Origin of the sequence: Burkholderia stagnalis (genome assembly GCF_902830275.1) — a bacterium.
Lineage (GTDB): Bacteria > Pseudomonadota > Gammaproteobacteria > Burkholderiales > Burkholderiaceae > Burkholderia > Burkholderia stagnalis.
The window spans coordinates 1-21,446 of sequence record NZ_CADESW010000017.1 but is presented as its reverse complement, the minus strand read 5'-3'; the positions used below and the strand labels follow the sequence as shown (position 1 = coordinate 21,446).

Genomic DNA, 21,446 nt, shown 5'->3' with positions numbered 1-21,446 from the left:
CATGCAAATCAAACTTCCCACGCCGGACGGCGCCCTCGTTGATTACCGTCTGACTGGCACGCCGCTGCAAGCCGTGAAGCCGGCGGCTCCATTCAACCGCATCGCATATTCGGCTGCGCACGTCGTGGCCGACCCTCTTCGCAGCGGCGAACTCGGGCAGGCTTGCGAGATCGACTGGGAGCGGACTATCGAATATCGCCGCTACCTTCTCGAGCAAGGTTTGGGTATCGCCGAGGCGATGGACACGGCGCAACGCGGCATGGGGCTGTCTTGGGAATCGGCAAAAGAACTGATCGTCCGCACATTGAACGAAACGCGTGATATCCCTGGCGCGCTGATCGCGTCCGGGTGCGGCACGGATCATCTGCCCGTTGGCGAAGCGCGTTCGTGCGACGACGTAATCAAGGCCTATCTTGCGCAGATCGAAAGCGTCCAGCGCGCGGGCGGCCGGATCATTCTCATGGCAAGTCGCGCGCTCGCGCGCGTTGCAACGAAGGCGGGCGACTACATCCGTGTCTATCGGGAAGTGCTGTCGGCCTGCGACAAGCCAGTCATTCTTCACTGGCTCGGCGAAGCGTTCGATCCCGAACTGGCGGGCTATTGGGGGCACGCCGACTACGAAAGCGCAGCAAAGGTATGCCATGAGGTCATCGCCTCGAATGTGGCAAAGGTGGAGGGAATCAAGATCTCCCTGCTGGACGATGCAAAGGAGATCGCGTTCCGCCGTCGCCTGCCCGCGTCAGTCAAGATGTACACGGGCGACGACTTCAATTATCCCGAGCTCATCGCTGGCGACGAGGTCGGTTACTCACACGCTCTGCTCGGCATCTTCGACGCCGTCGCGCCTGCTGCTTCGCAGGCACTTGCCGCGCTGGCGGCAGGGGATATGGCTCGCTACGACCATTTGCTCGCACCGACGGTCCCGTTGTCCCGGCACATCTTCCGCGCACCTACCCAGTACTACAAGACAGGGGTCGTCCTCCTCGCCTATTTGAACGGCTTTCAACCTCACTTCTTCATGTTGGGCGGACATCACGGCATGAGACCTCCCATCTATCTGGCAGAAGCGTTCCGCCTTGCCGATCAGGCCAACCTGCTGCGTGACCCTGAACTGGCAACTGCTCGAATGCAAGGGCTGATGACGACGCTTGGCTGCGTCGCGTAGAGCAAACGGGCGTGTTTGGCGTCACGGGATGTGAGTAACCGTTTGAGGCAGAAATGAACACCTTGCAGGGAAGGCTGGATCGATGCGCAATCAACACTGCAACGCTCGGACATCGCGAGCCGTTGCAGATGACGATCGACCGCGTTGCGCGGGCGGGCTTCGGCGGCATCGCTCCGTGGCGGCACGAGGTGGAGGCGGCAGATATATCGCAGATTGCACGACAGATTCGCGCGCTCGAACTCAAGGTGACCGGTTATTGCCGTTCGACGTATTTCCCCGCGCCGACAGCGCAGGAGCGGGCGGCAAATATTGCGTCCAACATCCGCGCAGTCAATGACGCAGCCACACTGGGAGCGGAATGTTTCGTCATGGTTGTGGGAGGACTGCCTGCGAATAGCCGCGATCTGTCGGCCGCTCGCGAAATGGTCTCTGATGGAATCGCTGCGTTGATGCCCGAAGCCAGGAAGGTCGGCGTGCGGCTTGCCATTGAACCGCTACATCCCATGTACGCAGCCGAGCGTTCGGTGATCAACACCGTCGAACAGGCATTGCACCTGTGCCGGCGACTCGACCCGACAAACGAGTGTCTGGGCATTGCGGTCGATGTGTATCACTGCTGGTGGGACCCGCAACTCGCGGAGTCGGTTTCCGCGGCCGGGAGGGAGGCGCGGATTGCCGCATATCACGTATCCGACTGGCTGACGCCGACCAACGACATGCTTCTCGATCGCGGAATGATGGGTGACGGCGTGATCGACCTGAAAGAGACGAGGCGCCTGGTTGAATCGGCGGGATACGGCGGTATGACGGAGGTGGAAATCTTCTCCCGGGATGTCTGGTGGAAAGCGCCACCGGAAGCGATTCTGAAATGCTGCGCCGAGCGGCTGCAAAGCGTCTGCTGAATATAAGTGCGGTAGCTGCCTGACTTCGTGAAGGAGGTGGCAGTTATGGCGGCCTTGAATTCCTCAACCGTCGGCGTCTGCCATTGAATATGGTCGGATTGACCGGCCGGAAACCTGCTCGTCTTCGATGTGCCGAGCGATTGCTACTAGCTGTAGCGTCCCGAAGCGGGTGAATAAACCGTGTCGAAGCACGTGAAAACGGTCACGGCGCTCCAAAGCCGATAACGAAAGCGGCGCCCAGGTACCCGAGTGGCGCCACGTTTCCGTTGGGTGGAGTGCGCTCTGGATGTATTAGCCGGGACTCGATCTGACAGGTAGTCGGACCGACAAAGAACGAGTCATTACCTGAGCCGGCCCTGGTGCTCTCGATCGCTCGCAAGCTCGCTGCACCCGGAAGAGGCCAGAGCAGGCGCGATGCGGGACGCTGCCGATGCAATCGTCATCGGCAAGCCACGTATGAGTCCGCTCGACAACCCAGCGGAATTTCCCAGACCACTGCCGTGCTTTTCCTTGGCTTGGTGATCACCGGGTTAATACGGTGCTCGCGAAGTTTCCGGCGATACGTCTCGGGTCGTACGCGAAATGGAGGCCCGGTTACAGCGTCAGTGTTCTAAAAAAGTGCGCACTGCGCGTCAAAAATCGCGCTAACCGCCAAAAATTTTGTGTAGTTACTGTTCCTAGCATGGTTCGGTCAGCATCACTACGCTTACGACCGAGTGGAGACTTCGATTTACGACGAGTTGGATGACCATGACAGAGCTGCACGATCTCACCGCGCGGGAAGTCGCCGCGCGCTACGCCGACAAAACGCTGACGCCAGTGGACTACATTGAGCATCTGCTCGCACATATCTCCCGTTGGGAGCCGCATATTAATGCGCTTTGCGCGTTTGATCCCGAGTCGGTGCGTTTCCAGGCGCAGGCTTCTGCGCGCCGCTGGGCCACGGATGCACAACTCAGCGTGATTGACGGCGTGGCGGTGACGCTAAAGGAACTGATCGCGACCGAAGGCGACCTTGTGCGGCAAGGTTCGGCGGGTTCGAGACCGCGTCGCGCGCGCGTCGATTCGCCTGTGGCGTCTCGCATGCGTGGTGCCGGGGCAGTCATTCTCGGCAAGACGACCGTGCCAGACTTCGGTATGTTGTCATCGGGGGTGTCGAGTCTGCACGGTGTGACGCGCAATCCCTGGCAACTGGCGATGAACCCTGGTGGTTCGAGTTGCGGCGCGGCGGCAGCAGCAGCGGCCGGCTACGGCCCACTGCACGTGGGCACCGACATAGGCGGCTCGGTGCGCTTGCCGGCCGGCTGGTGTGGTCTGGCCGGCTTCAAGCCATCGCAAGGGCGTGTGCCGATCGATCCGTATTACACCGGCCGCTGTGCGGGCCCGATGACTCGCACTGTCGACGATGCGGCACTCCTCATGCAATTCCTTTCGCTCCCGGATTGGCGCGATGCGACCAGTCTCGCGCCCGAGCCAATTGACTGGAAGATCGATCCCGCCGACGTGCGCGGCTTGCGCATCGGGCTGATGCTCGATGCAGGTTGCGGCCTGGAACTGGAGGCTGAGATCGAGTCGGCCGTGAGGGCGGCCGCAGACCTATTCGCCGCGCACGGCGCAGAGATCGTGGAAGTGGCGCCTGTGCTTGACCGCGCGATGCTCGATGGCCTCGACCGCTTCTGGCAAGCGCGGCTTTGGAGCGAGCTGGAGCTTCTGACCGAGGCCGAGCGGTCGCTTGTGCTGCCCTATATCGTCGAATGGGCGGGGCAAGGCGCGAATGTGTCGGGTGTGGAGGCCGTTCGCGGTTTCGACCAGACCTTCGAGATGCGCGCGATGGCGGCTCGGCTGTTCCAGCGCGTCGACTTTGTGTTGTCTCCAGTCAACCCGATAGCCGGGTATTCAGCCGAGTGGGCAAGTCCCACCAACGACCCCCGCCGCCCGTTCGAGCACATTGCATTCACGGTGCCCTGGAACATGGGAGAGCAACCAGCGCTCTCGATCAATTGCGGTTTCACAGCCAGCGGCATGCCGATCGGCTTGCAGATAGTCGGTGCGCGTTTCTCCGACCGGCGCGTACTGGAGCTCGGCAAGGCCTATGAGGACTGGCGGCCCGCTGCGCCGCCCTGGCCTGCGCTGCCCAATTTGACGTAAGCGGGGCAGCCGGACTTCGATACCGTCGATGTGGTTACGTTGGTATCGCGTTTCATATATTTCGTATTCCTTTTCGATTTTCACCAGGACGCGCCGCTCCGCCTGCGGTTTTCTCACTCATGCGACGGTCTGGCCGTGTCTGATCTTTACGAAGGACCTGCCATGTCAGATTCAATCAAGACGGCCTATACCGGCGATGAATTCAGTCCCTTTGGCACGCACGCGGAACCCGCGCATGCACGTAATAACGTGATTGCGGTTGCGCTGGGCAATGCCGTCGAGTTTTTCGACTTCGGTACGTACGCGACTTTCGCTGTGATGATCGGCCGTACGTTTTTCCCGGCGAAAAGCCCATTCATCAGCTTGTTGCTCTCGGTGTCCGTGTTCGGGCTCGGCTTCGTCGTGCGGCCGCTCGGTGCCGTGCTGATCGGCGCGTATGCGGACCGCGCAGGGCGCAAGCCGGCCATGATGCTCACGCTCGTGATGATGGCAGTGGGCACGGGGGTAATCGCAATACTGCCCGGTTACGACACGCTCGGCATCGCGGCGCCGATTCTGCTCGTGGCGACGCGTCTGGTGCAGGGGCTCGCTTGGGGAGGAGAGGCAGGGCCCGCGACGACGTACATCCTCGAGTCCGCGCCATTGGACCGCCGTGGTTCGTATGCATGCTGGCAGGTCGCAACGCAGGGTTTCGCGGCTGTCGTAGCGGGATTGATCGGCTACGGGCTCTCGGCCGCGCTGCCCGAAGCGGCGCTGAACTCATGGGGTTGGCGTGTGCCGTTTGTGCTCGGTCTGTTAGTTCTGCCGATTGGCATCTATATCCGCCGCAAGCTCGCCGACACATTCCACAAGGATGACGCTCCGACCTCTACGGGCGAGATTCTTCAGGAACTCAATAAGTCGCATCGCCGGCCCATTGTCATTGGTCTGCTGATTTTGCTGGGCAGCACGATTACGCAGTATTTCCTCAACTACATGACGACCTTCGCATTGACCCAGCTGCATTTGCCCGGCGGCGTGGCGATGCTCGCGACGCTCGTCACCGGTATCGCGCTGGCGGTGTTTGCGGTCGCGGGTGGACGACTGTGCGATCGCTTTGGCCGACGCACCGTGCTGATATGGCCGCGCGTGGCGTTGCTCTTGCTGATCTTTCCCGCGCTGAGCCTGATCGTCTCGCATCCGACGCCGCTGGTATTCCTGAGCACCATTTCGGTTCTCTCCGCACTCCATGGAATGAGCGGTGCGGCGCTGATCGTGCTGATCGTAGAGAGCTTTCCTTCCCAGGTTCGCTCGACGGGTTTCTCGATTGTGTATGCAGTCGCGGTGTCGCTTTTCGGCGGTACCGCGCAACTGATCATCACCTGGCTAATCGGCGCGACCGGCAATCCGCTGTCCCCTGTCGCGTATCTGATTGCAGCGAACGCTATCTGCATCTGCGCTGGCTTCATGGCCGCCGAAACGAAACCGGCTCGCGCCGCCCGGTAACGATATTTATCACACACGTAAAGGCATGAACATGAAATATACGCACAGGGGGAAATTCAGGCGCGCTGGGCAACTTGTCGCGCTAATGGGCAGCCTGGGAACCGGGGCTGCGTACGCGCAAAGTTCCGTGACCCTGTACGGACTGCTGGACGCCGGGCTGCAGTACAAGACGCACGCGAATGCGGCGGGGGATTCGGTCATTGGGTCGAGCAATGGCGGCACGTCCTATCCGTCCCGTTTCGGGTTCCGCGGCAGCGAGGATCTGGGCGGCGGATGGCGCGCGATTTTCACCCTGGAGAACGGATTTTCTCTGAGTAACGGTGCGTTAGCATCGTCCGGCACCTTGTTCAACCGGGTCGCACTGGTCGGATTGGCCGGCCGCTACGGCACATTGACGGCCGGGCGTCAGTACAGCGTGCAATACGACAAGACGGTATTTTATGAGCCGACGCTATTCAACAACTATTCCGTTTTTTCGCTGAACATGATTCCGCCGGCTACGGTGCGGTTGAACAACTCGCTGAAGTATCAGTCGCCGGAACTGAACGGACTGAATGTCGAAGCGATGTACAGCTTTGGCCAGCAGATCGCGGGTATCTCGAATGCAGGGCGCTACTGGGGCGCGGCGGCCGAGTATACGACAGGCAATTTCGCGGCACGAGTCGGCTACGAAGAGGTCCGTGGCACGGTGAGCGCGACGGTCGATCAATCGAACATGGTGGATCGGCGTGCGAGTGCTGCGGCACGTTACGGCTCCGACAAAGTCACTATTTCAGGCGGAGTGGTGCTGGTGCGCGGTTCGTTGCAGGCCTCGCCCGACGGAAACATATACTGGCTCGCCGCTTCATATAAGCCGAATCCGGCGCTTAAGCTCGTGCTCGAAGGCGGCCGTTACTATTACCAGCACGCAGCGGGGCGTCCGACGCTATTCAATGCAACCGCTCTTTACTGGTTATCGAAACGCACCACCGTCTACCTCACGGGCGGTTATGCGATCAATGGCGGCGACAGCGATTTCGGTGTCAATAACTATACGACCACCGCGCGGGGCCAGACTCAGCTCGCATTGGGCACGGGCCTGATCGTACGATTCTGACGGGTGCCGCACTGACGGCGGGGGGCTGCATGGGCCTCGTCTTAGGCCGCGGCCGCGGCCGTGTATCGTGCCATCGCCGCTTGCAGCATATCGACGCATTTCCGTATCGCTATCGACGCAGGTCGATAGCGATACATGCACAGTTCCACTCGAATCTGACGCAAATCGGGATCGTCAATTGGCACCGCATGCAGTCCGTCCTCGTCGCCGGTGTCGCCCAGATCGAATTGCGGCAGGATCATCAGCGCCGCGCCTTGTCGCACAAGCGCTTTCTGCGTCTCCAGCGAACTGGTGGTGAACGACGGATTCAGCGTGACGCCGCTCCTTTTTGCCACGCGGTCCAGCGCTTGCCGCACGCCGAACGCAGAATCCGGAATCGCGAGAGGCTGGTCCACGAGATCGGCGAGCGTGACGCTGTCGCGGCGGCTGAACGCATGGCACGGCGACGCCAGGACACGATGCCAGAGCTCGCAATGCGCGTGCACTTCGATGTCCGCGCGTCGTGGCAGATAGAAGCCGAGCCCGATGTCGGCCTCACCGCCGCATAGTGCTTCGAGCGTCCGTTGCGCGCTCGCGATGACGATATCGAAGTGGATCTTGGGATGCTGTCGCGAGAATTCGGCAAGCACGGGTGCGAGTAATCCCGACACCACCCCCTCCGACGCATACACCGACACCGATCCGACTTCGAGATTGTGGCGGTCGGCGATCAGCGTGCGTACCTGATCGAATTCACGCAACATGAAATCCACGCGTTCCGCGAGAAATTCGCCTTCTATGGTCAGACTGATGCCGCGCGGCCCGCGCTCCAGCAGCGCGACCCCGAAGTAGTGTTCGAGTTGTTCGATTTGTCTGCTGATAGCGCTCGGCGCGACGTGCAGTCGCTCGGATGCGCGTCGCAAGGACGAACTATGGGAGAGTTCCTGGAAATAGCGAAGCGTACGAAGTTGCATGTCGCTTTCCTTTGCAACTGTGAGCAGGTGGTGTTCGAGGCGCCGGAAATCCGCGGGCGAAAGTTTCCTGTTCGATAGTCTCGATCGCCAATAAAGCACTCGCCAGCGATTTTGGCGACTTGATGCCACGCCTGTCGCGGGGGGCTGCCGCAAGATGGGGATCAGCGACGCGGCGTTTTACATATATGGTGTGTTTCGAACAGCAAACGGAAGCCGACGGACACGGAAGTCGATTGCGTACATATATCCGGCGTCAGGGCGGAGCCCGGCGCCCAACTGGATTTCGGCGCGTGCAGGCCTCAACAACGGGAAAACCTTGCTAACCAGGCGACTACGAGCCCGGTGAAGGCTTTGCACATCGATGATCGATCGACGTGCCATTCTTTTTTGCTACTGCGAATTTGGCACGTCGACGAAAGTCGTGAGCGGATTGGGTAGGCGACGATGGCGGGTTGCGATCTCGGCCCCGGTGGCAAGCCATGTCAGCGCATCGCCGCACACGACATCCAGGAACTCATCGAGCAACCGCAACTGCGCCGGACGGCCGGCGATCCAGTCATGCAAGGTCAGGGTGAAGAGTCCGTTGGCGGCCGCCGTCGCTTGCCAGTCAAATAGCCACTCCTGCAGAACGAGCATTGGGCTTGCCGGTGCCGACTTTCCATCGCGGCTTGTAACCTTGAAGCGGACGGTGTCTTCGCGCGCCCACGATATGGGCAGCTCGCATACGCCGCCGATCGTATAAGGTCGATCGAATCCGCTCAGAGAACTGTCGTACAGGTCGTATGCGCGCAGCATCGACAGCATGTGTGCCGTCATTTCCCAGCCTGGCGATCTGAAACCCGCCGGCGCTTTTTGGGTTTGTCGTTCGAAGATGTCGATCGATCGATGCAACGCCGTGGTGAACTGCTCGTCGGTGATATCGGCGACTCTTTCGTGGAGATATCCGTGCAACGCCACTTCATGCCCGCGCGCGACGAACTCGGAAAGCAGCGCCGGTGTGCGTTCGGCGACAAATCCCGGTACGAAAAACGTCGCTTTCACCATGCGTCTGTCGAGTAATGCCAGGAGAGAAGAAAGCCCTGCACGCAACCCGTGTTGACGTTGCTCCAGTTCCGACAGGTTTGCGTTGCCGGGGTTCGCACGGCAATGCCAGAGCAATGGCGTGTCGGCATCGACGTCGACGCTGATCAATACTGCGGACTGCTTGTCGTCGGGCCACGGATAGGCAATTGCCGGACGTAGTGCATGCATGCTTGTCAGTGCCTCTGTGTCGTAAGCATCGTATAGGCAGAACATGTCGGCCCGATATCGTGCCGCCGGCCGATGTTGTCGGGTAGCCAAATCGAATCCGAGGGCGGCAGCGGCAAGGCATCCGGCGTGCTCAAGCCGCCGCCGGGCACATGATGCAGTCCCTTATGGCCTTTTACCCATGATGTCCACAGCCGCGGAATTTCCAGCCACTTTGAACTTCGCAAGAATCTTTGCATATGTGCCATCGGCAACCGCATCCCGCAACGCGGCCGAAACCTGATCGCGCAGGCGATCGGCTCCTTTCGGGAACGCTATCGCGATTTTTGATCCGGGTAGCGGCCGGCCAATGCGCATGTACATCTTCGGATCCTGATCCAGTAGGTAAGGTACCGATTCGCTGCTCTGGACTACCGCATCAATGCGACCTTGCTGCAATTCAAGCCGCGCCGCCTGCGTCCCGTCAGTGTCGATGACGACGATCGGCGGTTTGTTGATCGGCAGACAATGGGCACTGCTCCAGTCACGCATGATCTGGCTGAATCCGTTTCGGCGGTTCGCCCCGAGTTTCACGCCGCAGAGGTCCGTCAATTCGCGAATGGGGGGGTGTTTCGCTAGCGTATAAGCCTGGATGCCGGAATTCAGGTAGTCGATAAAATCGAGCTTGTCGCGCGATGCTGGCTCATCGAGGAGGCTGAACGCGAGATCGACACGCTTCGTGGTCAGCGCGGGGATCGCCTGTTCGTACGACACATCCTGCCAGATCACGGGACGATGCAGCTTTCGCCCAACATAGTCGGCCAGCTCAATGTCGACGCCGACGAGCGCTCCAGTTTCCGGTATCTGATATGCCATCGGTGGAAAAGAAGCGAACATCGCTATTCTGAGTGGCCCGTCTTCGGCCATTGCGCTGACATGCGCCGCGAACAGCGAACTCGCCAGAAGCCACATTGCGGCGTTTGAACGCCTGCCGAACAGAAGGAACGCCGGAAGGCCAGAAGCACGTTTGCGACGCTCAGGTGCAAGGCGTTTGGCATTCCGATTTGAATGGGACATCATTTGAGTACCTCCATATAGTCGTATCGGACGGGGCGTGTGCACGCATGCCCGCCTGAGGCATTACAAGCCGTCAAAACCGATGGCGCATGCCCGCCAGCACGATTTCCTGAGTGCGGCGCACGGCATCGGTGAATTTTTCATAGTTCGGGGGTTCTTCTCGTCGTTGAATTGGTCAAGATCTCTTGCCAGCTGGAGACAGATACGCAGCGAATACGAAAGGGCCTCTCGCAAGACGTTCGCTGCGACATCGGACTACGCCGCCAGCTCTCGGCAGCAGGCCGCTCGTATCCGAGCTGGCGTGCAAAGAGTAACGGCGACGCCGTTTGTCTGGAGTGAGAAATAAATTTCGACACCGAGAAATTTCTCTCAGCATGTGTCGCGGATATTCCGTGACGGAGCGAGTCCCGACCGGCAGAGGTCTGGGCCGTTTCAGTCAATCAGCACAGCGTGTTAAGCCGCGTGGCGCCGTTACGTTGGCAGGGTGGTCGTGCAACATGATGCGATGACGAAATCGCTTTATCACGGCTGCCGCTTCCCCTCCGTCGTCATCAGTCATGCCGTGCGCTGGTACTTTCGCTTTCAGCTCGACCTGCGCGACATCGAAGAGCTGCTGGCCGAGCGTGGAGTGACGGTCAGCCATGAAACGATTCGCCGCGGGTGCGAAAAATTTGGCGCAGGCTTTGCCCACCGGGTGAAAGCAGCGAGGCGCAAGCGGGGTAGCACGTGGCACCCCGATGAGATGTTCGTCGCGCCGCGCGGCGAACTGTATCGGGTGATTTGAAAACTGTGGACATGGCCTGCCAGCTCGGATCGCAGAGTTCCGGGCTCCATTTCCCCACGCTTGCGTACTACGCCCCTGGTTACTAAGCGTGAGCTGCTCATAGTGCTTGGGAGTGCCACGCCAGTTGCCGCTATCCAGCCGCCGCCAATGCTTGCGCGGCGAATTTTCGTTGCTTTGGCCGCTCCGAACGCAACGGTAATTTCAATTCGCCGCCAATCGATAAATGTGTGCGTTTCATGGCAAACCACCTCCCGGTTTAGGGGTGGGATTGCCGCAATACTCACTTTCAGATTGGAACGATCAGGTTCCTAAAGCGGATCAGCGGCAGTCCGCCTGCGGATCTCGGAGTCGAGGATCAACCGCCCGCGCAGCTTGCCTTTCATCCGCTTCACATGCTTGGGCGCCTCGGTCATGTGCTCGACCATCAGCGCGCGGACGCGTTCGACATCGCGCTCGCGCGCAGCCTGCAGGATCGCCTTGTGAATCGACACGTTCGCTTCGCCGAAGCGCTTGTGCTCGACGAGCGGCGTATCGTTCCGGAACTCGATCAACTGCCGGATCATCTCGTTGATCAGTTCGCAGCTGAAGCGCAGGAACGGATTGGGATTCGCGGCCGCAAGGATGTCGTGGAACGTCGTGTCCTCCTGCCGCTGACGCAGCATGTGGCCGCGATCGTGCACGCCCGACCCGCCGTCGCAGCACGCGATGTTCGCTTCCAGCGCCGCGAAGTCGCGCTCCGTCAGGTGCGGTACCGCGCCGGCGGCCAGCTCGGGTTCGAGCAGCTTGCGCACCGTATAGATGTCGTCGATCGACACGTCCTTGAAGAACAGGTAGTTCTGCAGGAGTTGCAGCGTGCGGTCGAGCGGCACCTCGACGACCATTCCGCCACCCGACGGCCCCGTCGTGACCTTGATCAGCCCCTGCACCTCGAGCGACTTCAGCGCCTCGCGGATTGTGCTCTTGCTCACTGCGTACAGCTGTTGCAGTTCCGCCTCGCGCGGCAGGCGGTCGCCCGGTTTCAGATCCTTCTCGGTGATCAGCCGCTTGATCTCCTCGGCGACGAGGTCGGCCCGCTTCGGCTGCTTGATTTCGACCGCGAGGCCCGCCCTGGCTCGGTCCATGACCATCTTCAAGACTCCTTTGTCTGACTGCGCGCCACGTTCGTCGGCGACGATCCGTTCGGCGCGGGGTACGGAATTTTGCCTGATTGACACCAATTTTGATCAACTCTAGCATCATGTTCATTCTATTTATCATGATAAATAGGATCAACCGGCGACGCGCATCCTGCAGGGCGTGGGTACGGTTTGGCAGTCGGTCGCATCGTGTGTCCCCCTTTATCAGGAGCGTCAACTTGAATCGCCGAGAACTGTTGAAACTGGCCGCGCTGTCGGCCGTGCCGGGCGCGCTCGGCAGCATGTCGTCCCGTGTCGCGTACGCGCAGGGCTCGCCCATCCAGCTTGCATGCCCGGTGCCGATGTCCGGCCCGTTCGCCGCCAACGGCAAGTACGCCGATCTCGGCATGCAGCTGGCCGTCAAGCAATACGGCAAGGTGCTCGGCGCGCCGCTCGCCTATACGTCGCTCGACACCGAGGGCAAGCCCGCGACCGCCGTGCGGCGCGTGCAGGAGATCGCGCAGCAGAAGGGGGCTCGCTTTTTCGCGGGCGGCATCCTGTCGTCCGAGTCGTTGGCGATGGGCAAGGAAGTCCAGAAGGCGGGCGGCGTGTTCATCACGACGGCGGGCGCGGACGAACTGACCGGCAAGGACTGCAATGATGCGACGTTCCGCTGGTCGGTGCCGACCTTCGGCGCGATCGAGCAGACGGTGCGGCCGTTGTTCCAGATGCTGCCGAAAGCGAAGCGCTGGTACACGATCACGCCGCAATACGTGTTCGGCGAGGGCCTGCTGTCCGCCGCGAAGGCGATCTTCAAGGAGAAGGGCATCGAGCACGTCGGCAACAGCTACCACTCGCTCGCCGAGAAGGAGTTCAGCGGCTACCTGACGAACGCGGCGGCCGCGCAACCGGACGTGCTGCTGATCCTGAACTTCGGCTCGCAATCGTCGGACACGCTGCGCCAGGCCGTCAGCTTCGGGATGAAGCGCAACTGCACGATCCTGCTTGCGTGGGCGTCGGGCCTCGAGCAGTTCGAGGCGCTCGGCCCCGACATCTGCGACGGCGTGTATTTCGGCGCGCAGTACTGGCACGGCATCGATTCGCCGCTGAACCGCGACTTCGTCAAGCGCGCGAACGCCGCGTTCAAGGCGAACCCGAACTACAGTCTCGCGGGTTCGTATATCTGCTCGAAGATCCTGATCGACGCGATGGTGAAGGCCGGTAGTACCGATCCGAAGAAGGTCGTCGCGGCGATGGAAGGCATGAAGTACGACGGTCTCACGGGGCCGGAGGAAATTCGCAAGGGCGACCACCAGGTGCTGAAGAATTACTACCTGATGAGGGGCAAGCCGAAGAGCCGGATGAAGAACGCGGACGACTACGCGGATATCGTCAGCTCGGGCCAGTCGTTCCTGCCGGTCGACAAGACGGGATGCAAGCTCGCGTGACGCAGTGCATGCGTTCGCGGCGCATCACGCGCCGCGGGCGTCCGTTACCCTCCTTTCCGACACGGAAGCCATGAACGTCTATCTGCTGCAGATCGTCAACGGCATCGGCGTGGGCATGCTGTATTTCCTGCTCGCCGTCGGCCTGTCGATCGTGTTTGGCCTGCTGCGCTTCGTGAATTTCGCTCACGGCGCGTTCTACCTGCTCGGTGCGTACCTCTGCTACCAGGCGCTGCAATGGTCGGCGAATTTCTGGGTCGCGCTCGCGATCGTGCCGCTCGTCGTCGGCGCGTTCGCGTGGGGCGTCGAAAAACTCGTGCTGCGCCATGTGTACGCGCAGCAGCACGAATTCCACATTCTCGCGACCGTCGGGCTCGCGCTCGTGCTGCAGGAGTGCGCGATCCTCGCGTGGGGGCCGCTCGGCGACAACGTGCCGCCGCCCGACGCGCTGAACGGCGTCGTGATCTGGGGCGGCTTCGTCTACCCGAAATACCGGCTGTTCGTGATCGCGTTCACGGCCGTGCTCGCCGGATTGCTGTGGTGGGTGCTCGAAGGCACGCGGCTCGGCAGTACGGTGCGCGCGGGCAGCGAATCGACGGAGATGGTATCGCTGCTCGGCATCAACGTGACGCGCGTGTTCAGCCTCGTGTTCGCGCTCGGCGCGGCGACGGCGGCGCTCGCGGGCGTGCTCGCCGCGCCGATCCGCGGCGTCGATCCGTTCATGGGCATCGAGGCGCTCGGCGTCGCGTTCGTCGTGGTCGTGGTCGGCGGGATGGGGAATTTTCTCGGGGCGCTCGTCGGCGGGCTGCTGGTCGGCATCGTGCAGAGCCTGATGAGCACGCTGTGGCCTGAAGGCGCGCGATTGATGATCTACGTCGCGATGGCGGCCGTGTTGCTGTTGCGTCCGAACGGGTTGCTGGGGAGGGCCGCATGATCGAATCGTCGAAACAGCTGCCGCCGGAGGCGGCAGTCTCGCAGCGCGCGCCTGCATGGCGCGCCGTGTTGCAACGCCCGGAGGGCTGGCTTGCGGTGGCCGTCGTGTGCGTGCTGCCGGTCGCGCTGAGCTCCGGCTCGCTCGCGACCGAAGTGCTGGTGTTCGCGCTCGCCGCGCTCGGCTGCAACCTGCTGCTGGGCTATACGGGGCTGTTGTCGTTCGGGCAGGGCATCTTCTTCGGGCTCGGCAGTTACGCGGCGGGGCTGGTGCTGACGCACGGCGTCGCGTCGGTGACGGCCGCGCTGGCCGCGGCCGCCGTGCTCGGCGCCGTCGCGGCCGCGCTCGTCGGCTGGTTTTCGATCCGGCAGCGCGGCACCTACTTCGTGATGCTGACGCTCGCGTTCGGGCAGCTGTTCTACTTTCTCGCCTATACGACGCCGGACGTCACGGGCGGCGACAACGGGCTGCTCGACATCCCGCGTCCCGCGCTCGCCGCGTTCGGGCATTCGCTCGTCTCGCTCGACTCGCCGTGGCGCTACTACGGCTTCGTCGCGGTGCTGTTCGTCGCGGTGTTCTGGCTGCTGTTGCGCGTGTCGCGCTCGGTGTTCGGCCGCACGCTGCTCGCGATCCGCGACAACGAGGCGCGCGCGGCGGCGGCCGGCTACGACGTGAAGCGCTTCAAGCTCGCGGCGTTCGTGATCTCGGGCGCGGTCACGGGCCTCGCGGGTGCGCTGCACGCGTTGATGACGGGCATCGCGCCGCTGTCGAACATCGACTATCACACGAGCGAGGTGATCCTCGTGATGACGGTGATCGGCGGCACGGGCAACCTGTTCGCGTCGGTGCTCGGCGCGGCGTTCTACGTGCTGTTCGCGGACTGGCTGTCGACGCTGTGGCCGCGCTGGCTGCTGCTGCTCGGCCTCGTGCTGATCGCGGTCAGCCTGTTCATGCAGCGCGGGTTGTGGGGACTCGGCGAACGCGTCGCGGCGAAGCTGCGGCGCACCGAAGGCACGGCGACTGATGCCAGGGAGCAGCAATGAGCGAAGCGATTCTCGAAGCGCGCGGCGTCGTCAAGCGCTACGGCAAGTTCACGGCGCTGGGCGGCGTCGACCTGCGGATCATGCCGCGCACCGTGCATTCGGTGATCGGCCCGAACGGTGCGGGCAAGACGACGCTGTTCCATACGCTGACGGGCACGCTGCCGATCACGTCGGGCTCGATCCTGTTCGACGGTCAGGACGTGTCGCGCGAACCCGATCACAAGCGCGTGCGGCGCGGCATCGCACGCTCGTTCCAGGTGACGAGCCTGTTTCCGAACCTGAGTGTGCGCGAGAACCTGCGCGTTGCCGCACAGGGCGTCGAATCGCGGCGCGCATTGAATCCGTGGACGCCGCCGCGCGGCGCGCTCGCGCACGACGGCATCGTCGACGAGGTGCTCGAGCGGCTCGGCCTGCAGCGCTTCGCCGACACGGCGGCCGGCGTGCTGTCGCACGGCCAGCAGCGCCGGCTCGAGGTCGGGATGGCGCTGGCGGCGCGCCCGCGCGCGATCTTTCTCGACGAGCCGACGTCGGGCATGGGGATCGACGATCTCGGCGACATGAAGGCGCTGATCCGCGGCCTGCGCGACGACTACACGGTCGTGCTGATCGAACACAACATGGGAATCGTGATGGACATCTCGGACACGATCACGGTGATGCAGCAGGGTCGCGTGCTGGTCGAAGGCAAACCCGACGCGATTCGCGGCGATGAGCGCGTGCGCAGCGCGTATCTCGGCAACATGATCACGGGAGGCCGCGCATGATGCTCGACGTGAAGGAGGTTCATGCGTGCTACGGCAAGAGTCACGTGCTGCAGGGCATATCGCTGAACGTCAATGATGGCGAGACGGTGACGCTGCTGGGGCGCAACGGTGCGGGCAAGTCGACGACGCTCAAGACCATCGCCGGTGTCGTGGCGCCGACCGGCGGCACGGTGACGTTCGCGGGCCGCTCGCTGTCCGGGCAGCCCGCGCACCGGATCGCCGCGAGCGGCCTGTGCTTCGTGCCCGAGCATCGAGGCATTTTTCGGCTGCTGTCGGTCGAGGAAAACCTGCGGCTCGGCGCGCGTCGCGATTCCCCGTGGCAACTCGACGATATCTACCGGATCTTCCCGCGCCTGAAGGAGCGGCGCCGCAACGGCGGCGCGCAGCTGTCGGGCGGCGAGCAGCAGATGCTCGCGATCGGCCGCGCGCTGATGAACCACCCGCGACTGCTGATGCTCGACGAACCCGTCGAAGGGCTGGCGCCGGTGATCGTTGAGGAGATCGTCGCGCAACTGAAGCAGATCAAGGCGGCCGGCGTTGCGATCCTGCTCGTCGAGCAGAACCTCGAAGTGTGCACGCAGCTGGCGGATCGCCACTTCGTGATCGAACAGGGCGTGATCGTGTACGAGGGCAGCAACGCGGCATTCGTGGCCGATCGCGAGGTGAAGGACCGTTACCTGGGCGTCGGCGTCGCGTGAGCGCCGGGCCCTTTCATTGCGAGGATTTCCATCGATGCAAGTTCAGGATTCGACACCGGGCGTCGCGGCGTCCGGCTTGCGCGTCGACGGCGCGCGGCTGTGGGACAGCCTGATGCGTCTCGCGCGGATCGGCGCCACCGACAAGGGGGGCGTGTGCCGCCTCGCGCTCACCGAACTCGATCGCGAGGCGCGCGACCTGTTCGTCGCATGGGCGAAGGAAGCCGGCTGCACGGTGCGTGTCGACGCGATCGGCAACATCTTCGCGCGGCGCGCGGGCGAACGCGACGACCTGCCGCCCGTGACGACGGGCAGCCATATCGACACGCAGCCGACCGGCGGCAAGTTCGACGGCAACTACGGCGTGCTCGCCGGCCTTGAAGTTCTGCATACGCTCGATGACGCCGGCGTGCGTACGCGCGCGCCGCTCGAGGTTGCCGTCTGGACCAACGAGGAAGGTTCCCGTTTCGTTCCGGTGATGATGGGTTCCGGCGTGTTCGCGGGCGCATTCACGCTCGACCACGCACTCATGCAATGCGACCGCGATGGCATGTCGGTGCGCGATGCACTGGCCGCGATCGGCTATGCGGGCGATGCGAAGGGCGCGCATCCGGTCGGCGCGTATTTCGAAGCGCATATCGAGCAGGGACCGGTGCTGGAGGCGCACGACACGACGATCGGCGTGGTCGAGGGCGCGCTCGGACAGCGCTGGTACGACGTGACCGTACACGGAATGGAAGCGCATGCGGGCCCGACGCCGATGGAGTTGCGGCGCGACGCGCTGCTGGTCGCGGCCGATCTCGTGCGTGCAGTGAACCGCATCGCGCGCGCGCATCCGCCGCACGGACGCGGCACGGTCGGCTGGGTCGACGTGCATCCGAATTCGCGTAACGTGATTCCCGGCCGTGTGACGCTGACCGTCGACCTGCGCGCGGCCGACGACGCGACGCTGGCGGCGATGGATGCGGAACTGCTTGCGATGTGCGCCGACTTGGGCGAATCGGCCGGCATGCGGATCGACGTCGAGCAGGTGGTGTACTTTCCGCCGCAGCCGTTCGACGCGATGCTGGTCGAGCAGGTTCGCGCCGGTGCGAGCGCGCTCGGGCTGTCGTCGATGAACGTGATCAGCGGCGCGGGCCACGACGCCGTGTATCTCGCGCGTGTTGCGCCGACCGCGATGATCTTCGTGCCGTGCAAGGACGGGATCAGCCACAACGAGATCGAGGACGCCGATCCGGCGCATCTGGAAGCTGGCTGCAACGTGCTGCTGCAGGCGATGCTGGGTGCTGCCGGGATCGCGGAAGGTGATTCGCGATGAAGATCCTGATCGCCCGGATGAACCACGAGACCAACACGTTCTCGCCGGTGCCGACGCCGCTCGCCGCTTTCGGCCGCAACGGCCCCGACTGGGGCGACGACGCGTATCGCGCGAACCACGGGATGCGCACCGCGATGGCCGCGTTCCTCGACGCGGCGGCGCGCGCGGGCGCCGAGGCCGTGACGCCCGTGTCGGCGGCCGCGAACCCGAGCGGCCCCGTGGCCGCCGACGCGTATGCGGCGATCTGCGACGCGATCGTCGCGGCCGCGCCCGGATGTGACGCGGTGATGCTCGACCTTCATGGCGCGATGGTCGCCGAGCAGAGCGCGGACGGCGAGGGCGACCTGCTCGCGCGCGTGCGCGCGGCGCTGCCCGATGCGCCGATCGCGGTCGCGCTCGACCTGCACGCGAACGTCACGCAGAAGATGATCGACCACGCGGACGTGATCGTCAGTTTCAAGACCTATCCGCACGTCGACATGTACGAGACCGGCGCGCACGCGGCGCGTCTGCTGCTCGACCGGCTCCACGGCCGCGCGCGGCCCGTGCTCGCGTGGCGGCAGCCGCCGCTGATGACGTCGACGCTGCGCAGCGCGAGCGCCGAAGGCGCGATGCGGCGCGCGGTGGAGGCGGCGCGTGCGGCCGAAGCCGACGGGATGCTCGCGGTGTCGGTGCTGCCGGGTTTTTCGCTGGCGGATATTCCCGCGCCGTGCATCAGCGTCGTCGTGGTCGGCGACGGCGACCGGGCCGCCGCCGACGCGGTTGCCGAGCGCATCGCGCGGCAGATCTGGGACGCGCGGGACGATTTCGTGTACCGCAGCGCACCGCTTGCGGAGTCGGTCGCGCAGGCTGCGGCGCTCGCGCGCGACGCGGACCGCCCGGTGCTGATGCTCGATCACGGCGACAACTGCATGTCGGGCGGCCCGTGCGACACGATGGACCTGCTCGAGGAAGCGCTCGCGCACGGGCTCGACGGGATCGTCAGCGGGCCGCTGTGCGATCCGGAGACCGTCGCGGCGTTGATCGACGCGGGTATCGGCGCAACCGTCACGGTGCCGGTCGGCAACCGGCTGCCGTCGCACGGCGGCGTGCGGCGCGAGCCGTTTCGCGCGACGGGTGTCGTGCGCGCGCTCACCGACGGCGAATACGTGATTACCGGGCCGACGTATACGGGCCAGCGCGCGTACATGGGCCGCGCGGCGGTGCTCGATATCGGCGACGCAACGTTGGTCGTCACCGAGCGCACGCAGGAGCCGTGGGATCTCGGCGTATTCGAGAGCGTCGGCATCGATCCGCGCCGCGCACGATTCCTGCTGCTGAAGTCGCGCATGTATTGCCGGCCCGTGTTCGTGCCGATCGCGGCCGCGCTGGTCGAATGCGACAGCCGAGGCGTCACGGGCTCGGACTACGGGCTGTTTCGCTACGAGCGGCTCGCGCGGCCCGTGTATCCGCTCGACGACATCGACCGGTGGGAAGTCGCGCCGTCGAAAAGTAGCACCTTCGAAAACTAGCTTTGCACGGGTATTTCACTTTTGCCAGAAGCTGTTGCATTCTGACCGCAGATGTACACGGGGGCATCCGGCGTCAGTCACCTCTTGACGCTTCACAGCTAGCGCATGGATGGCCAATATCGCGCGTTCCTCGGGCGTGGCTTTGCTTGTATCTACCATCACGTCATAGGCTGCGTTGGCATGCCCTTTGTCATACTCTCGTCGAGCCAAGCCGACCTGCCCGCTGCTGCATCTGGAGGTGTTCGCTGGCCCCGAACTCGAAACATTCATCCCGAAGAGCCGCGAGCGGGCAAAGAAATTGCCGGCGTCCAAGGCGATTCCGGAAATCTCGCCGGGTGCGCGGCTCATGAGCGATCTGCCCGAACCGGACCGGAAGCTGCAGCCCGGCATCAAGCTTGTACCTCTTGCCGGCGACGCCCGGGGTAAGTGGATCAAGGTGCAACCGAAAACGGCCGCGTCCGTACATCGCAGCCGCCACGCGAAGCCGGTATTCAACGACGCCGGTACGCCAGTTTGGGTCGACAGCAGCCTTGCCGATGCGGCGGCCACCGCGACCGCGATCGTAACTGCGTGGAAGCGCTTCCCGCTAAGCATTCTCAAATGCCATATGCCCGGGCGCGGATTTCCGCGATGTGTTTCAGAGCGTCGAGTTCGAGAAGAAGAGTGCGGGGAGCATTGCGAAAGACGACAAGGGACGTCGCTGGTATTACATGACGATCGGCACCAAGGACGGCGGCACGTGCGATGGATGGGTGCGCGAGCAGGATCATCCGCTCGGGCGAATGTGCGGTCCGTGGGACTGACCGGGTTTCGAACTGATCGACAACAGCAGCATCATGCCGATCGACATGCTCAAGCGCTGCATCCACGTCGCCGAGCAGTTTCTGACCGACCAAGACAAACGGAATTCGAAACGAGCGCAGCAACGGTCAACGCAATCTCGAAGCGCGAGAAGGCGATTGACGCGAACCGGGACGGGAACGTGACCGCACACGTCGGCTACCTGTCGCCGCTCGCGGTCACATCGCGCCGGCGACGGCGGCGTGCCACCTGGTGCAGCAGCCCGTGCCAGCCGCGCCCCATGGCTCGGTTGCCTTGAACCGCGGGACCGGTGCCCACGCACTAGGCTGAACCGGCCACCAACCTGCAGGCGGTACGCGCGTGGATCGTGACGCGCGGCGCACGCGGCGGCGCGACTCGCCGCGCGTACCAGCGCGGAGCTGAACGGCTACTGCTGTGGGCGAGCGCCGTGAAGGGCAAGCCCCTGTCGTCGCTGGAGACGCCTGACTGCGTCGAATATCTCGACCACTTCTGTACAGATCGCAGCTGGCCGCGTGCTCGATCGGGCGCGACCGCGTCAAGCGCATCGACCCGGCCGGGCCGCCGTGCGTGGGGCCGTTGTCCGAGCGCAGCCGCGACACCGCGAGGCGGATCCTCAATGCGATCGGCGCATTGCCGGTCGGCCAGCAGTACCTGAGCGTGAACCCGTTCGACGGCCTGCCGCCGCGCCGTCCGTCGCACTCGGCACCACCGGGCGCACGCTTTTCCGGTGCGATTACTTCAGCAACGGGTCGTTCCGCCGGCAGCAGCACCGACGACACGAACGCGAGGCGCAGCGTGCCGATCTCGCCGCGGCTCGACAGCCGCGCGATCTGCTCGGCCCGCGCGGCCTGCTGCAGCGTGGCCCGCGCCTCCGGCAGGAACACCCGCCCGGTGTCGCTCAATTCGACCTTGTGCCGGTCGCGTTCGAACAGCCGCGCGTCGAGTTCTGCCTCGAGCGACTTGAT

16 protein-coding genes and 3 pseudogenes are annotated in these 21,446 nt (G+C 63.6%); 14 read left to right on the top strand and 5 right to left on the bottom strand.

Features of this window, described 5'->3' with window-relative positions:
* The first annotated feature begins 1 nt into the window (after window position 1).
* The 5 genes from HWY45_RS25650 to HWY45_RS25630 all read left to right on the top strand — a co-directional run bounded on the left by HWY45_RS25650 (window position 2) and on the right by HWY45_RS25630 (window position 6,796).
* Entirely contained in the window at window positions 2–1,165 is a 1,164-nt protein-coding gene (locus HWY45_RS25650; RefSeq protein ID WP_059880028.1) for a dihydrodipicolinate synthase family protein, read from the top strand.
* A gap of 53 nt (window positions 1,166–1,218) precedes the next feature.
* Window positions 1,219–2,067 (top strand): sugar phosphate isomerase/epimerase family protein, encoded by an 849-nt coding sequence (locus tag HWY45_RS25645; protein ID WP_059880025.1) that lies wholly within the window; start codon window positions 1,219–1,221, stop codon window positions 2,065–2,067.
* A 750-nt stretch (window positions 2,068–2,817) separates the two neighbouring features.
* Window positions 2,818–4,215, top strand: coding sequence for an amidase (locus HWY45_RS25640; protein WP_059880197.1), 1,398 nt, complete (start codon window positions 2,818–2,820; stop codon window positions 4,213–4,215).
* Between the two features lie 162 nt (window positions 4,216–4,377).
* Window positions 4,378–5,700 (top strand): MFS transporter, encoded by a 1,323-nt coding sequence (locus HWY45_RS25635; RefSeq protein ID WP_081059654.1) that lies wholly within the window; start codon window positions 4,378–4,380, stop codon window positions 5,698–5,700.
* Window positions 5,701–5,731: 31 nt separating this feature from the next.
* Complete coding sequence (locus HWY45_RS25630; protein WP_059880191.1) at window positions 5,732–6,796, top strand: porin; 1,065 nt, start codon at window positions 5,732–5,734, stop codon at window positions 6,794–6,796.
* 41 nt (window positions 6,797–6,837) lie between these two features.
* On the opposite strand, the gene HWY45_RS25625 is transcribed toward HWY45_RS25630, so the two are convergent.
* The 3 genes from HWY45_RS25625 to HWY45_RS25615 all read right to left on the bottom strand — a co-directional run bounded on the left by HWY45_RS25625 (window position 6,838) and on the right by HWY45_RS25615 (window position 10,056).
* Complete coding sequence (locus HWY45_RS25625; protein ID WP_059880022.1) at window positions 6,838–7,749, bottom strand: LysR family transcriptional regulator; 912 nt, start codon at window positions 7,747–7,749, stop codon at window positions 6,838–6,840.
* A 390-nt stretch (window positions 7,750–8,139) separates the two neighbouring features.
* The gene (locus HWY45_RS25620) at window positions 8,140–9,000 is read right to left on the bottom strand and encodes a polysaccharide deacetylase family protein (protein WP_170304064.1); all 861 of its coding nucleotides are present in this window, start codon (window positions 8,998–9,000) and stop codon (window positions 8,140–8,142) included.
* 162 nt (window positions 9,001–9,162) lie between these two features.
* Window positions 9,163–10,056 (bottom strand): transporter substrate-binding domain-containing protein, encoded by an 894-nt coding sequence (locus tag HWY45_RS25615; RefSeq protein ID WP_081059652.1) that lies wholly within the window; start codon window positions 10,054–10,056, stop codon window positions 9,163–9,165.
* Between the two features lie 502 nt (window positions 10,057–10,558).
* Here HWY45_RS25615 and HWY45_RS37460 point away from each other — a divergent pair.
* Window positions 10,559–10,825: pseudogene (locus HWY45_RS37460) on the top strand (IS6 family transposase); the annotation flags it as partial.
* A 320-nt stretch (window positions 10,826–11,145) separates the two neighbouring features.
* Here the strand turns inward: HWY45_RS37460 and HWY45_RS25605 are convergent.
* Complete coding sequence (locus HWY45_RS25605; protein WP_059880189.1) at window positions 11,146–11,964, bottom strand: FadR/GntR family transcriptional regulator; 819 nt, start codon at window positions 11,962–11,964, stop codon at window positions 11,146–11,148.
* A 227-nt stretch (window positions 11,965–12,191) separates the two neighbouring features.
* On the opposite strand from HWY45_RS25605, the gene HWY45_RS25600 reads away from it, so the two are divergent.
* The 8 genes and pseudogenes from HWY45_RS25600 to HWY45_RS36955 all read left to right on the top strand — a co-directional run.
* On the top strand, window positions 12,192–13,400 hold the full coding sequence (locus tag HWY45_RS25600; protein WP_059880013.1) for an ABC transporter substrate-binding protein: 1,209 nt from the start codon (window positions 12,192–12,194) through the stop codon (window positions 13,398–13,400).
* 70 nt (window positions 13,401–13,470) lie between these two features.
* Window positions 13,471–14,331 (top strand): branched-chain amino acid ABC transporter permease, encoded by an 861-nt coding sequence (locus HWY45_RS25595; RefSeq protein WP_059880011.1) that lies wholly within the window; start codon window positions 13,471–13,473, stop codon window positions 14,329–14,331.
* Entirely contained in the window at window positions 14,328–15,371 is a 1,044-nt protein-coding gene (locus tag HWY45_RS25590; RefSeq protein WP_059880007.1) for a branched-chain amino acid ABC transporter permease, read from the top strand. The genes HWY45_RS25595 and HWY45_RS25590 overlap by 4 nt, the downstream gene beginning before the upstream one ends.
* Entirely contained in the window at window positions 15,368–16,135 is a 768-nt protein-coding gene (locus tag HWY45_RS25585; RefSeq protein ID WP_059880004.1) for an ABC transporter ATP-binding protein, read from the top strand. Before HWY45_RS25590 ends, HWY45_RS25585 begins: the two co-directional genes overlap by 4 nt.
* Window positions 16,132–16,833 (top strand): ABC transporter ATP-binding protein, encoded by a 702-nt coding sequence (locus HWY45_RS25580; protein ID WP_059880002.1) that lies wholly within the window; start codon window positions 16,132–16,134, stop codon window positions 16,831–16,833. Before HWY45_RS25585 ends, HWY45_RS25580 begins: the two co-directional genes overlap by 4 nt.
* A gap of 34 nt (window positions 16,834–16,867) precedes the next feature.
* Window positions 16,868–18,148, top strand: coding sequence for a Zn-dependent hydrolase (locus HWY45_RS25575; protein WP_059880000.1), 1,281 nt, complete (start codon window positions 16,868–16,870; stop codon window positions 18,146–18,148).
* Window positions 18,145–19,659, top strand: a complete 1,515-nt coding sequence (locus tag HWY45_RS25570) for a M81 family metallopeptidase (protein ID WP_059879998.1) — start codon at window positions 18,145–18,147, stop codon at window positions 19,657–19,659. Before HWY45_RS25575 ends, HWY45_RS25570 begins: the two co-directional genes overlap by 4 nt.
* Before the next feature lie 205 nt (window positions 19,660–19,864).
* Window positions 19,865–20,650 (top strand): annotated as a pseudogene (locus HWY45_RS36955) (hypothetical protein); the annotation flags it as partial.
* Window positions 20,651–20,678: 28 nt separating this feature from the next.
* On the opposite strand, the pseudogene HWY45_RS36950 reads toward HWY45_RS36955, so the two are convergent.
* A pseudogene (locus tag HWY45_RS36950) lies at window positions 20,679–21,446 on the bottom strand (hypothetical protein); the annotation flags it as partial.